At 49.6% G+C, this 14,332-nt stretch carries 14 protein-coding genes; 9 read left to right on the top strand and 5 right to left on the bottom strand.

The genetic code is table 11. The features are described 5' to 3' along the window. Positions 1–68 precede the first annotated feature (68 nt). Positions 69–692 (bottom strand): HAD family hydrolase, encoded by a 624-nt coding sequence (locus RFF05_RS02465; RefSeq protein ID WP_409968851.1) that lies wholly within the window; start codon positions 690–692, stop codon positions 69–71. A 110-nt stretch (positions 693–802) separates the two neighbouring features. Between RFF05_RS02465 and RFF05_RS02460 the strand changes: the two genes are divergently transcribed. From RFF05_RS02460 to RFF05_RS02430, 7 genes are all read left to right on the top strand, one after another. Beyond that, positions 803–1,702, top strand: a complete 900-nt coding sequence (locus tag RFF05_RS02460; protein WP_409968850.1) for a DMT family transporter — start codon at positions 803–805, stop codon at positions 1,700–1,702. A gap of 116 nt (positions 1,703–1,818) precedes the next feature. Beyond that, the gene (locus RFF05_RS02455; protein WP_409968849.1) at positions 1,819–2,535 is read left to right on the top strand and encodes a WecB/TagA/CpsF family glycosyltransferase; all 717 of its coding nucleotides are present in this window, start codon (positions 1,819–1,821) and stop codon (positions 2,533–2,535) included. Continuing rightward, complete coding sequence (locus RFF05_RS02450; RefSeq protein WP_409968848.1) at positions 2,532–3,212, top strand: dTMP kinase; 681 nt, start codon at positions 2,532–2,534, stop codon at positions 3,210–3,212. Before RFF05_RS02455 ends, RFF05_RS02450 begins: the two co-directional genes overlap by 4 nt. A 34-nt stretch (positions 3,213–3,246) precedes the next feature. Next, positions 3,247–3,480 carry a hypothetical protein gene (locus RFF05_RS02445; protein ID WP_409968847.1) on the top strand — a complete coding sequence of 78 codons (234 nt, stop codon included), beginning with the start codon at positions 3,247–3,249 and terminating at the stop codon, positions 3,478–3,480. 48 nt (positions 3,481–3,528) lie between these two features. Then, entirely contained in the window at positions 3,529–4,725 is a 1,197-nt protein-coding gene (mltG, locus tag RFF05_RS02440; protein WP_409968846.1) for an endolytic transglycosylase MltG, read from the top strand. Positions 4,726–4,762: 37 nt separating this feature from the next. After that, a complete protein-coding gene (locus RFF05_RS02435; protein WP_409970064.1) occupies positions 4,763–5,944 on the top strand; it encodes a peptidase U32 family protein in 1,182 nt (393 codons plus the stop codon). Positions 5,945–5,958: 14 nt separating this feature from the next. Further along, entirely contained in the window at positions 5,959–7,353 is a 1,395-nt protein-coding gene (locus RFF05_RS02430) for an NAD(P)/FAD-dependent oxidoreductase (protein WP_409968845.1), read from the top strand. Between the two features lie 224 nt (positions 7,354–7,577). Here the strand turns inward: RFF05_RS02430 and RFF05_RS02425 are convergent, their stop codons facing one another. Genes RFF05_RS02425 through RFF05_RS02410 form a run of 4 tightly spaced genes read right to left on the bottom strand, consistent with a single transcriptional unit; the run spans position 7,578 to position 10,945 of the window. After that, a complete protein-coding gene (locus RFF05_RS02425) occupies positions 7,578–8,981 on the bottom strand; it encodes a pyruvate carboxylase subunit B (protein ID WP_409968844.1) in 1,404 nt (467 codons plus the stop codon). A 22-nt stretch (positions 8,982–9,003) separates the two neighbouring features. Next, positions 9,004–10,281 carry a sodium ion-translocating decarboxylase subunit beta gene (locus tag RFF05_RS02420; protein WP_409968843.1) on the bottom strand — a complete coding sequence of 426 codons (1,278 nt, stop codon included), beginning with the start codon at positions 10,279–10,281 and terminating at the stop codon, positions 9,004–9,006. A 15-nt stretch (positions 10,282–10,296) separates the two neighbouring features. Further along, entirely contained in the window at positions 10,297–10,647 is a 351-nt protein-coding gene (locus RFF05_RS02415; protein WP_409968842.1) for a biotin/lipoyl-containing protein, read from the bottom strand. 25 nt (positions 10,648–10,672) lie between these two features. Further along, positions 10,673–10,945: an OadG family protein gene (locus tag RFF05_RS02410; protein ID WP_409968841.1), complete on the bottom strand. Its 273-nt coding sequence runs from the start codon at positions 10,943–10,945 to the stop codon at positions 10,673–10,675. A 231-nt stretch (positions 10,946–11,176) separates the two neighbouring features. Here RFF05_RS02410 and RFF05_RS02405 point away from each other — a divergent pair, with 231 nt between their 5' ends. Further along, complete coding sequence (locus RFF05_RS02405) at positions 11,177–11,854, top strand: DUF554 domain-containing protein (protein ID WP_409968840.1); 678 nt, start codon at positions 11,177–11,179, stop codon at positions 11,852–11,854. 15 nt (positions 11,855–11,869) lie between these two features. Further along, on the top strand, positions 11,870–14,308 hold the full coding sequence (locus RFF05_RS02400; protein WP_409968839.1) for an ATP-dependent helicase: 2,439 nt from the start codon (positions 11,870–11,872) through the stop codon (positions 14,306–14,308). Positions 14,309–14,332 lie beyond the last annotated feature (24 nt).

The raw sequence follows: 14,332 nt of genomic DNA, 5'->3' as shown, positions 1-14,332 counted from the left end.
GGCGACCACAGGTCGCCCCTACATCCATTGTGTAGGGGCGACCTGTGGTCGCCCGTGGTTCTTGGTGATTACAACAGTTCCCCAAATCCCAAGATGAAACGGTCGCAGGAGGCTCGCAATTTCTCGGTGTCGCTTTTGAACATTTCATCATAGACACCGATGGTGGTCATGCCAGCAGATTTTGCCCCGTGACAGGCGGCAAAGCTGTCGTCAAACACAGTGCAATCGGCAGGGGAGACCCCAGCATCCTTGGCGGCGAGGAGCCAAATGTCAGGCTTTTTCTTGTCTAAGCCCAACTCTTGGGCGTAGGTGATGCGGTCAAAATAATGGGCGATGCCCAAGTGATCCAAAGCGGTTTGGCAGTGGATGGGAATGGCGGCGGTGACAATGGCCATGGATTCACCATTGGCTTTGCACTGGTCTAAGTAGTCTTTCACATGGGGTTTGAGTTGGACGTGGGCGTAGGCATCTTTTGCCAAGTCCATCCACTCTGCCATGATTTCCTCACAAGACTCCTCTAACTGGCAAAAGTCTTTGGTAAACACAGCTGCCAAGGGAAAAATGGTGTGGGCAACCCCTTCGTAATAGGCCTTGGAATATTCCATATTTCGCCGCGCTAAGAAGGTGCGGTCAACGTCAATCCAGACACCGTTGGAGTCTAACAAGGTGCCGTCTAAATCAAATAAGAACATAGTGTGAATTCCTTTCAGGAGGTTTTTTGCCCATTGCCTTTTATGGAAATGGATGGTATACTGACGTGGCGTGACTTTATTGTATCATAGAAAAGAAAAGAGAACAAGAAATGAAAACAAATAACCTGCGTCAAAATACCTTTGCGTTGATTGCGGCGTTGATTTGGGGGACAGCTTTTGTAGCCCAAAGTATGGCGGCGGAAACCGTGTCTGCCTTTGCCTTTAATGCGGCGCGGTCTTATGTAGGGGGATTGGTGCTCATTCCCGTATGGCTCCTGTTTGCCAAAAGTCGGAAAAATAATCCAGAAGCGGCAAATTGGAAGAAAAAAGATTTGCTCATCGGTGGTATTTGCTGTGGTTCGGCACTGTTTATTGCCGCCTATTTGCAACAAAAGGGGCTAGAGACCACCACAGCTGGTAAAGCTGGATTTATCACCGCCTTGTATATCATCATTGTGCCGATTTTTGGTTTGTTTTTAAAGAAAAAAGCACCTAAAAGCGTATGGCTTGGGGTGATGTTGGCAGTGGTGGGATTATACTTTTTGTGTATCAACGAAACCGTCACCATTGCAGCCGGTGATTTGTATATTGTGGGGTGTGCCTTCTGCTTTGCAGGGCATATTTTAACCATCGACCATTTTGCCCCGAAAGTAGACATCATTGCCATGTCTTGTATTCAGTTTTTTGTCACCGCGGTGCTCTCCACTGTTGGTGCTTTGTTGTGGGAATCCCAGTCTTGGGTTGGGCTTGAACAGGCGCTGTTTCCCATTTTGTATGTGGGCGTGTTTTCCAGTGGTGTGGCCTACACCTTGCAGATTTTTGCCCAGCGTGGGTCTAACCCCACCGTGATTTCCTTGCTGTTGAGCATGGAGTCGGTGTTTGCCGTGTTGGCAGGGGCTATAATTTTGGGCGATAGCCTGTCTGGACGTGAGTATTTCGGCTGTTTGCTGGTGTTGTTGGCGGTGGTGCTGTCCCAACTGCCTGAGAAAAAAGAACAAATTGTAAAATAAGTAAAAAGACGGTGGTTCGCCACCGTCTTTTTGTGTCGATACGGTGGACAAAGGTCTATCTATATGGTATACTTTAAAAGTATTTTTATGTAAAAATGTGAATTGCGAGGTGCAATATGCGGATAGATGTATTGGGTGTGGGGTTTGATAATCTTACCCACCAAGAAGCGGTGGCAAAAGCCATGGGTTTTTTAGAAGGGAATAAGGCGTGCACTGTGGTGACCCCTAACCCTGAAATTGTAGAGATTTGCCGAGAGAACCCAGAGGCCATGGCGGTCATCAACGGCGCTGATATGGTGTTGGCTGATGGTATTGGCGTGGTAAAAGGAGCGGCCATGTTGAAAACCCCATTAAAAGGCCGTGTGCCCGGTATTGAATTTGCTGCTGGATTGATGAGCCAGCTGGCCAAAGAGGGAAAGTCCTTATATTTACTAGGTGGCAAGCCCAATGTGGCAGACTTGGCAGGAAAAAAATTGCAAGAAACCTATCCAGAGTTGCGTATTGCAGGCACGGCAGATGGGTATTTTAAAGACAATGATGCCGTGGCAGAAGCCATTGCCAGCAGTGGTGCAGATGTGGTGTTTGTGTGCTTGGGTGCCCCAAAACAAGAGTTTTGGATGGCGCAATATGGCGCCGCCACAGGTGCAAAATTACTGTGCGGTTTGGGTGGCAGTTTAGATGTGTTTGCTGGAGTGGTACAACGTGCCCCTGTGTTTTTTCAAAAGGCTGGCCTTGAATGGTTTTATCGCCTGTGCAAAGAACCACGGCGCATTGGTCGCATGATGAAGCTACCGCTGTTTTTAGTCCATGTGCAACAGGAGAAACGCAAATGAGCAATGGAGTTTTAATCGTCATCGAAGGCACCGATGGTTCGGGGAAGGCCACCCAAGCAGGGCGGTTGTTAGAGAAGCTACAAGCCATGGGCAAAGACTGCCGTGGGCTGGATTTCCCACGCTATGGGAAGCCCTCTGCCACTATGGTGGAGCAGTATTTGGGGGGTGCATTTGGCAATAGCCCTGAGGCGGTCAATGCCTATGCGGCATCCCTATTTTACGCTGTTGACCGCTATGCTTCTTATAAAGAAGATTGGGGCGATTTTTACCACAAGGGTGGTATTTTGGTGTCCAATCGTTATACCACGTCTAACGCTGTTCACCAAGGTTCAAAGCTAGAAGGGCAAGGTCGAGCAGACTATTTGACATGGCTTAGCGATTTAGAATATCACCGCATGGCAATCCCAGAGCCCACTTTGGTGGTGTATTTAGATATGCCCACTGCGGTCACTGAGCAATTGATGGCAAAGCGCCAAGAAGCCACCCACACCACAGCAGATATTCACGAGCAAGATGGGGCATATTTGCGCCGTTGCCGTGACAATGCCAAGGCTGTGGCACAGACTCAAGGCTGGCAGGTGATTTCCTGTGCAAGCGATGGTGTGCCTCGTTCTATGGACGATATTTCCCAAGAAATTTGGGATTTGGTAGCACCGCTGTTGGCTTGTCCGCTGTGAAGAAATGTAAAAAGGAGCGTACGCCCCTTTTTACGTGGTCTTAGCAGCAGGTGTTGTGACAACCGCAGTTGCAGTCGTGGTTGCAGTCATGATTACAGGTGCAGCCGCATTGGTTGCCACCCCAGCTACCACCGCAACAGCAGGCAATCAAAATGATGATAATGATCAGCCACAAGCAAGAACCGTTTCCAGAGTCAAAGCACATATTCATTCACCTCACTTTGTAGAAGTCTATGTGCAAAATTCAAAAACTGGGCTTGACCCGTAAAAATTTTTCCCTGAGATAGGGAAGTGCGCTAAAAGGAGACCACCATTTATGGCAGATTTAAATGAAACATCCAGCTGGAATAGCCGTGAGGTACGAGAAGGTGCTGCTGGCAGAAAACCCCGTCCTGCTGGGGATAGACATACCAATGGACAAAGCAACGCACAGCGACCTGTGAAAAAGCGCCCTAGAAAGCGGAGAAATGTAGGTGTCAGTGTGTTGCTGTGGCTGATGTATCCCGTTGTGATTGTGGCCATTTCCGCGGCTTTGGCTGGTTTTGGCTGGCTATTGGCTTGCGATTTGTGCGCCTTTAATAAAGAATATATGGTCACGGAAATTGAAGTCACAGAAGATGACACGGTGGAAATGGTGGCTGACAAACTACAAGAAGCAGGGCTAATTGAATATCCATGGTTTTTTGAGCTATTTGGCGTTTTTAGCCACGCAGAAGAAAATATCGGCATTGGCGTCCATGAGTTGAACACTGACATGGACTACCGCGCCTTAATCACTGGGATGTACACCAGCTCTAGCGCATCGGCAGAAACAGTGACCGTCACCATCCCAGAAGGGTACACTGTAGCCCAAACCATTTCTCTGTTGGCTGACAAGGGTGTCAACACAGAAGAGGTATTGACTGAAGCGGCACAAACCTTTGACTTTGACTACTCCTTTATTGACAACGAAAGTGAAGATATCTCTCGCTTAGAAGGATATTTGTTCCCTGACACCTATGAATTCTATGTGGGTGAGAGTGGCAGCTCGGCTTTGAGTCGTTTGATTACGAACTTTACCTCTCGTATTAGCGAATACGGTGAAGACATTGAAGCGTCTAGTCATAGCTTGCAAGAGTTGATTGTCATTGCATCCTTGATTGAAAAGGAAACCGACGGCACTGACCACAGCAGCATCGCCTCGGTGATTTACAATCGTTTGAGCGACACAGGGGCTGGTGGCACCTATGGCTACTTGCAAATCGATGCGGCGCTGTTCTACTACCTGCCAGATGGTACAACCTCGTTGACCAATGCAGACAAGGAAGTAGACTCTCCCTATAACCTGTACAAATATGCAGGGTTACCCCCAACGGCCATTGCAAACCCCGGCCTCAATTCCATTTTGGCGGCACTCTACCCAGCCGATACCAATTATTATTACTATGCACTGGGGACCAGTGGTACCCATAGCTTCTTTACCAATTACAACGATCATGTAAACTTTATTAATAGCGGAGAATACGGTGGATAAGATTTTTAAACCAGAATTATTAGCACCTGCTGGCGACATGGAGCGACTGCGTATGGCAGTGCTCTATGGCGCCGATGCGGTGTACCTAGCAGGCACAACCTTTGGGATGCGCTCGTTTGCTGGGAACTTTACAGATGAGCAATTACCACAGGCGGTAAAATTTGCCCATGACCATGGGGTGAAGGTGCATTGCACGGTCAACACCATGCCCCATAATAACGAAGTGGTGCATCTGCCAGCCCATTTGGAAACCTTGCAAAATGCAGGGGTAGATGCACTAATCATGGCAGACTTGGGGATTTTCACCTTGGCTGGCAAGTATGCCCCCAAGTGTGAGCGCCATATCTCCACCCAAGCCAGCATCTCCAACTATGAATGTGCCAATGCTTGGTACGATCAAGGGGCAGAGCGTGTGATTTTGGCACGGGAGCTGACGTTGGAGGAAATCCGAGAAATTCGTGCCAAAACCCCAAAAGACTTGGAAATCGAATCCTTTGTCCATGGCGCCATGTGCGTCAGCTATTCTGGGCGGTGCCTGCTCTCTAGCTATATGACAGGGCGAGACTCCAACCGCGGTGCTTGCGCCCAGCCTTGCCGTTACGAATATGCGCTGGTGGAAGAAAAGCGACCCAATGAATATTTCCCCATTGTGGAGGATGAAAAAGGCACCTATATCATGAACTCCAAAGATTTGTGCATGATTGACCATTTACCTGATTTGTTAGATGTTGGTCTGTCTAGTTTGAAGATTGAAGGCCGTGCCAAGTCGTCTTATTATGCCGCCATTATCACCAATGCCTATCGCCACTGTTTAGATGATGTGGCAGCAGGGCGTCCCATTGACCCCATTTGGCGAGACGAGATTGACCATGTGAGTCATCGTCATTACTCCACAGGGTTTTTCTATGGTGACCCACAGCAATACTTGGAAAATTCCCGTTATATGAGGGACTGGCAAGTGGTAGCCCTTGTCACTGAATGTGATGAAAATGGGTGGGCAACCCTATCTTTGCGGAATAAAATTTGCCTTGGTGAGACCCTTGAAATCGTGGGTCCAGACACAAAGCCCTTTGCTATGACCGTCACCGAATTGGTGACGCAAAAAGGGGATAAGGTGGATATGGTGCGCAACCCACAAATGCTATTTCATCTGCAATTACCAAAACAAGTTCCTGCCTACTCCTTGGTGCGTCATGGGGTAGAGCTATCAGGTTTATAAATAAGGAGAAGTGTATGAAACAAGTTGATGTTGTCATTGTGGGCGCTGGCCCTGCTGGTATTTTTACCGCCTTAGAAATGGTGAAGCTGGGTACCAAACAAACCATTTTAATGATTGAAAAAGGACAAAGCATTGAAAATCGTCGCTGTCCGAAGCATATTACCAACAAGTGCGTGGGCTGTAAGCCCTGTCATATCACCACAGGCTTTTCTGGAGCAGGTGCCTTCTCTGATGGCAAGCTGTCTTTGAGCTATGAAGTGGGCGGAGATTTGCCAATGCTCATCGGAGAGGAAAAAGCCCAAGAAACCATCGATTACACTGATAAAATCTATTTGGAATTTGGCGCAGACACCCATATTGAAGGCTTGGAATTTGAAGAAGAACGCAAGGCCATTCGCAAGCGCGCCATTCAAGCTGGCTTGAAGCTGGTGGATTGCCCCATCCGTCACATGGGCACAGAAAAAGCCCAAGAAATCTACCTTGCCATTGAAAAATACCTGCAAAACAATGGGGTTGAAATCCTCTTTGGGTATGAATGTGCCAATTTGATTATGGACGACGAAACCTGCAAGGGGATCACCATGACCGACGGGCGCACGAGCATGGAAGTGTATGCTGGACATACTGTGGTGGCCGCTGGTCGCCGTGGGGCTGACTGGCTGGAAGATGTGTGCGAAGAGCACAATATTGCCCATGCCCCAGGCACCGTTGATATTGGTGTCCGTGTGGAAGTCCGTAATGAAATCATGGAAGAAGTCAACCGTGTGTTGTACGAATCCAAATTGGTTGGATACCCACAACCTTTTAAAAATAAGGTGCGTACTTTCTGCCAAAATCCTGGTGGGTTTGTCAGCCAAGAAAACTACGACAACGATTTGGCGGTGGTCAATGGTCACTCTTATAAGGACTTGAAGTCCAACAACACCAACCTTGCCATTTTGTGCTCCCACAACTTCTCCACGCCCTTCAACCAACCCATTGCCTATGCAAAAAAAGTGGGTGAGTTGACCAATATGTTGGGCAACGGTCAAATCATGGTGCAACGCTTCGGTGACATCATCGACGGTAAGCGTACTTGGCAAAAGGAATTGGCACAATCCAACATTCGCCATACCCTGCCTGACGTGGTGGCTGGCGACATCACTGCGGCTATGCCTTATCGTGCCATGATGAATATCATCGGCTTTATCCAAGCCATGGATCAAGTGGTGCCCGGTTTTGCGTCCACCGAAACCTTGCTGTATTCTCCAGAATTGAAGTTCTACAGCAACCGCGTGAAAATGGACACAGCGTTTAACACCAACATCCAAGGCCTGCACTGCTTGGGCGACTCCTCTGGCTGGACCCGTGGCCTGATGATGGCCTCTGCTATGGGCGTGCTCATGGGTCGTGAGTTGATTGAAGAATAACACTGAATGAAAAACCCCCTGTTTGCAATGCAAACAGGGGGTTTTTATTATCCCAATAGTAGATAACGGGGCTTGTAGGGTATTCGTAGGGGAGGGGGCCACCCCCTTCCCCTTGATAAGATACCAGTATCTTCTGACGACGGGCGGGGATGGAACCCCGCCCCTACATTAGGTGTGAGCGTTTGGATCTCGTTAAGTATAATTGGGATTTTTTATTCAATTTATCAGGTCAAATCTTCCACGTACAGCTCACGGATGGCAGGCTTGGGGGGTGCGTCGCATTTTGCTAGGAATTTGGGAGCTACGGTGGGGAACAGAGCCAAGCTCAGCACGTCTTCGTCAGACTTTGCCAAGTCTTTGAATTCGGTGCGGTACTTTTCCAGTTCTGGTTCCAACAAATCAGCAGGACGGCAGGTGATCACATCTTCTGGTGCGATGCCTGCTTTTGCCAGCACGTCGGGGTTGACAACGCCGTCGAGACGACCGTATTCGCCACGCAAAACAGCACGGGATTCCTTGGTGAATTGCTTGTAGCGTTCACCCATAATCACGTTCAAAACAGCTTGTGTACCAACGATTTGGCTAGAAGGTGTCACCAGTGGGGGGAAGCCAAAGTCTTCACGGACACGGGGCACTTCTTCCAACACGTCTCGCAGTTGGTCAGACTTGCCAGCTTGTTTCAGTTGGCTCATCAAGTTGCTCAGCATACCGCCGGGCACTTGATAAATCAGTGCGTTGGCATCCACCATACGGACAGCAGGGTCCAAAGAACCTTCTTGTTCCAACTTGGCGGCAATGGGGCGGAAGTAGTCGGCAGGGACTTTCAATTTGTCCAAATCCAAGCCAGTGTCACGGACGGAGCCAGCCAAAGTTGCCACCAAGGATTCGGTTGCAGGTTGGGCGGTACCGCCAGCGAAGGGGCTCAATGCAGTGTCCACGATGTCCACGCCAGCATAAGCCGCCATCAGATACACCATGTCGCCAGTACCACTGGTGTTGTGGGTGTGGAGATGGATGGGCAGGGAAGTGGTTTCCTTCAAACGCTTCACCAAAGTGTAAGCGTCCAAGGGCAACAGCAAGTTTGCCATGTCCTTGATGCAGATGTAGTCAGCGCCCATTTGTTCCAACTCTTTTGCCAGCTTCACGAAGGAGTCTTCGTTGTGGATGGGAGAGGTGGTGTAAGACAGGGCGGCTTCCACCAAACCACCGTGTTTCTTGATGGACTTGATGGATTGTTCCAAGTTGCGGGTGTCGTTCAAGGCATCAAACACACGGATGATGTCCATGCCGTTGTCGATGGCCTTGCCACAGAAGGCATCCACCACGTCGTCGGCATAGTGCTTGTAACCCAGCAGATTTTGCCCACGCAACAGCATTTGTAGCTTGGTGTTGGGCATGGCCTTGCGGATTTCTCGCAGACGCACCCAAGGGTCTTCGTCTAAGAAACGCAGGCAGGAGTCGAACGTGGCACCGCCCCAGCATTCCACGCTGTGGAAGCCGATTTCATCCAAAGATTCGCAGGCAGGCAACATATCGGCAAGACGCATACGGGTTGCGGCTTGGGATTGGTGTGCGTCACGCAAAATGGTATCGGTGATTTTTAAAGGGGTATTTGATAGAAATTCCATAGTAATTGCACCTCTTTCTGAATTAACCGAACATGGTCATCAAAACGCCAGCGGCGATGCCAGAACCGATGACGCCAGCCACGTTGGGGCCCATTGCGTGCATCAGCAGGAAGTTAGAGGGGTTGGCCTTTTGGCCTTCCACTTGAGACACACGGGCGGCCATTGGCACAGCGGACACACCAGCAGAACCAATCAGGGGGTTCAGCTTTTCCTTCAAGAACAGGTTCATGAACTTCACCAGCAAAATACCGCCAGCGGAGCCACAGCCGAAGGCCACAACACCCATGCACATAATGGCGATGGTTTGCCCGGACAGGAAGGATGCGCCAGTGGCAGTGGCACCCACGGAGATGCCCAAGAAGATGGTGACGATGTTCACCATTTCGTTTTGAGCGGTTTTGCTCAAGCGTTCAGTCACACCGCTTTCGCGGAACAGGTTACCCAGCATCAAACAGCCAATCAAAGGGGTGGCAGTGGGCACCAGCAGGGAAATGAAGGCGGTGACCATGATGGGGAAGATGATTTTTTCTTTTTTGGTGACCACACGGAGAGGACGCATGACGATTTGGCGTTCTTCCTTGGTGGTCAATGCACGCATGATGGGGGGCTGAATGACAGGCACCAGAGCCATGTAAGAGTAAGCGGCAATGGCGATGGGACCCAGCAGTTCAGGTGCCATGACAGAGGCGCCCAAAATGGAGGTAGGGCCGTCGGCACCACCGATGATACCAATGGCGGCAGCCTGTGCGGCAGTGAAAGACACCAGACCCAGAGAGTCCACCAGACGGCAACCCACGTAGGTCATGAAAATGCCGATTTGTGCGGCAGAGCCCACCAGCAAGCTGATGGGGTTGGCAATCAAGGGGCCAAAGTCGGTCATAGCGCCTACGCCCACGAAGATGAGGCAGGGGTAGATGCCCAGTTTTACACCTAAGTACAGCACGTCCACCACACCAACAGAGATGACATCGCCAACAGAGACACTGGACAGCAGGGTTTCTGCCACACCAGACTCTGCCATTTCGGCTAAAAACTCAGCGGTGATGGGGTCGCCAGCAAACAGATCCCAGTGGATGTGACCGCCAGCAAACAGCAGTTCGTGGTACATTTCGCCACCAGGCAGGTTGGTTAGCAAAACACCAAAAGCGATGGGCACCAACAGCAGGGGTTCAAACTTTTTCACGATGGCAAGATACAGCAACAGGAAGGCGATGAGAATCATCACGCCACACTTCCAAGTCTCGCCTTGGGTCATCATGGCAAAGCCAGTACCCTGTAGAAATTCTAAAATTGCATCCATTTTATCGCCCTCGCATTAACCGATGACGCACAGCAAAGTGCCAGATTCCACGGCAGTGCCTGCGTTCACGTTGACGGAGGTGACAGTGCCATCTTGGGGGCACATGATTTCGTTTTCCATTTTCATGGCTTCCAAAATCATCAGCACTTGGCCTTTTTTCACGGCAGTGCCAGCGGTCAGGGAGCAGGAGAGAATGGTGCCGGGCATGGGAGAGGTCACTTGGGTGCCAGCGCTAGCAGGAGCAGGAGCGGCGGCAGGTGCAGCAGCAGCGATGGGAGCGGCAGCAGGGGTGGTGGGGATGGAGGTCATAGCCTCCACAGTGACTTCGTATGCAACACCGTTGACGGTAACTTTATAAGCGTTCATGATTTATTTTACCTTTCTTTATACATTAAATACGTTTAATAGAATGGATGCGCAATGCCGCAATGTCGGTGCCTAGTTCTTCAGCCAGTGCGGCGGAAATGGCAGCCATCATCGCAGGATCTTTCGCTACAGGTGCAGCGGAAGGGGCAGCGGCCACAGGGGGGACAGCCACAGGGGCAGGTGCGGCTTGCTTGCCAATGATGGCACTCATGATTTTGGTCAAGATAACCAAACTGGTCAGTGCAAAAAACACAGTGCCAATCCCCATAGCGGTGACAAATAGGTTGGAATATTCCATAAAGCTCTCTCCTTTTGCTTGAATTTCAGCTTAAACCAATAGTAAGCCATGTTATACATAGTACCTAGTATACATTGTTTTGCGCAATAGGTAAAGTGAATTAAGTTTGTATTAAATATAACAAATTCCTTTAAATTGGAGAAGTAAGGTATAAGGTTTTCAATACTTTGGCTTGACCGTTGGCCTTCTTTCCCCTATAATAAATAATAAATAGAGGTAGGAGCGTGTACTATGATTGGAACATTTACCAATGTGGGGGCTATTTTATTGGGGAGCACCACAGGGAGTTTGATTCGCAAGGGGATGCCTGAGAAATATCAAACCAGTTTGTATAATGCAATGGGCTTGGCCTCCATCGGCTTGGGGCTTAATGCAGTGACGAATAATATGCCAAACAGCACCCAGCCAGTGCTCTTTATCATTAGTTTAGCACTGGGGAGCGTCATCGGTGCAGCGTTGTCGCTGGATACCCGTTTTGATGGGTTGGTGAAGCGGTATGCCAAGTCGGATTTGGGGCAGGGGTTGTCCACTGCCATTATGCTTTTTTGTATAGGCACTTTTTCTATTTTAGGGCCTATCGAAAGCGCCCTCAACAATAATCATACCTACTTATTTACCAATGCCACCTTGGATTTGATCACCTCTATGGTGCTGGCTACCACGTATGGCATTGGCATTGCCCTCTCAGCGGTGGTGTTGTTTTGTTGGCAGGGGAGTATTTACCTGTTGGCGGAACAGTTACAACCCTTTTTATCTACAGAGCTGATGACGGAGGTTTCTATCATCGGTGGATTTTTGATTTTGGCATCGGGCATCAGTATTTTGCAGTTGAAAAATATGCGTGCCATAAACAGCTTACCAGCGCTGTTTATTCCACCGATTTGGTTTGCTATTTTATCGTTTATTTAATGGAAGGATTTACCTATGACAGAGTTTCAACAACGATTTATCACAGCCAGACGGGCTGTGATTGAACGTGATTTTTTAACCTTAAACCCTAGACAGCGTGAGGCTGTCATGACCACCCGTGGACCATTGTTGTTGCTGGCAGGGGCAGGCAGCGGTAAGACCACGGTGCTCATTCAGCGTGTGTATAATTTGCTGACCTACGGTGATGGCAGTGACAGTTTGGAATTGCCCGATGGCGTGGGGGAGGAGGAGCTGGCATTTTTGGAAGCCTATCCAGATGCCCCTACCGAGCATGATAAAGCCATGGTGCGACACTTGTGTGGCGTTCATCCTGCGGCACCTTGGGAAGTGTTGGCCATCACCTTTACCAACAAGGCGGCAGGAGAGTTGAAAGAGCGTCTGGTGGCACGACTGGGCAGTCGCGGCAACGATGTCTGGGCGGCGACCTTCCACTCTTGCTGTGTGCGGATGTTGCGTCGTGACATTGATAAGGTAGGTTTTGACAAAGATTTTACCATTTACGACAGTGACGACAGCAAGCGTGTGCTCAAAGATATCATCAAGGAAATGAACCTTGACGACAAGGTGTTCACCCCCCGTGAGGTGCTCTCTACCATCAGCCATGCCAAAGACCGTTACGAGTCTCCAGCCCAATTTGCCGCCTATAATACAGAGGATGGGGATTGGAAAAAGGCTCGTATCGCCAAGATTTACACCAAGTATGCCGATAAACTCCGTTCGGCCAATGCACTGGATTTTGATGATATTATTTATCATACCGTCACGCTACTACAACAAAACCGTGAGGTGCTGGATTATTATCAAACCAAGTTCCGCTATGTATTGGTGGACGAATACCAAGATACCAATCACCTGCAATATCTGCTGACATCCCTCTTGGCAGGTGGGCGGAAAAACCTGTGTGTTGTCGGCGATGACAACCAGAGTATTTACCGTTTCCGTGGTGCCAATATTGAGAATATTTTAAGCTTTGAAAAGCAATATAAGCAGAGTCGTGTGATTTTGTTAGAGCAAAATTATCGCTCAACCCAACATATTTTGGATGGGGCTAATGCGGTCATCAAACACAATTTGGGGCAAAAAGACAAAACCCTATGGACCCAAAACGGGGCAGGGGATTTGATTACCATTAAGACCACCTTCAACGAATCTGATGAGGCCAACTACGTGGCGGGGGAAATTCTCATGGGGGTGAACCGTGGGCGTAATTTCCGTGAGTCCGCTGTGTTGTACCGCATGAATGCCCAGTCCAACGCCATGGAATATGCCCTCAAACGCAACGGCATTCCCTATAAAGTGGTGGGGGGCACCAAGTTCTTCGACCGTGCTGAAGTGAAGGATATGCTGGCGTATTTGGCGGTGGTGAACAATCCTATGGACGATTTGCGTCTGCGTCGAATTGTCAACACCCCAGCCCGTGGCATTGGGGGTACCACCATGGACAAAGTCCAGTCTATAGCGGACAGTCAAGGGATTTCCCTTTACGAGGTTTTGCGCAATGCTGACCTGTTTCCTGAGCTAAAAACCCCTTGTAACAAGCTTTTGAAGATGGCTGACTTGATTGATGGACTGCGCAAGTCTGCACGGGAAATGGAGCTAGAAGCCTTCTATGAAGAGGTGTGTGAGCGCTCTGGTTATGTGAAAGCCTTGCAGGATAAAAACGACATGGAAAGCCGTGGTCGCATTGAAAACGTGGAAGAACTGAAGTCCAATATCGTGGGCTTTTTAGAGCAAATGCCAGAGGATGCCACCCTATCTGGATTCTTGAATGAAATCGCTTTGTACACCGATTTGGACAGCGTGGATGCTGGGGATAATTACGTCACCATGATGACCATTCACAGTGCCAAGGGGTTGGAATTTCCCAACGTGTATGTGTTGGGACTAGAAGATGGGATTTTCCCCGGTTCTAGCGCCTTATATCAAGAGGAAGAATTGGAAGAGGAACGTCGCCTGTGCTATGTGGCCATGACCCGCGCCAAGGTGACGCTCACTCTGACCAACTGCCGTCAACGGATGCTTTATGGGCGCACGTCTGCCAACCCAACATCGCGATTTTTGAATGAAATTCCCGAGGATAATTACCAATGGCTCAGCAAGGCAGAGCCCCGTGTTGCCAGTGAATGGGACGATGTGGGCGGTTTTGCCCAAGGTGGTGCGGCCACCCGCGCCATGCAAAGTGGTGGCGTGGTGGCGTCTGGCCGTGTCAATCGTACCAGTGGTGGCTTGGGTAGTGCCAGTGCCAACGCAACCCCGATGATGAAGCTTTCTCAAGGGGATATGGTGGAGCATACCGCCTTTGGTCGTGGCATGGTGCTGTCTGTCCAGTCTATGGGTGGAGACGCGCTGATTGAAGTGGCCTTTGAAAAGGCAGACACTGGCAAGAAAAAGCTGATGCTGAAATCGGCAGGCAAGCACATGAAAAAAGTGTAAAAAACGAGCATACATATATGTAGG

It is taken from the genome of Bengtsoniella intestinalis (genome assembly GCF_039719005.1).
GTDB lineage: Bacteria > Bacillota > Clostridia > Oscillospirales > Oscillospiraceae > Oscillibacter > Oscillibacter intestinalis.
Note: the sequence above shows the minus strand (reverse complement) of the source record. Positions and strands in the feature narration are given on the sequence as shown.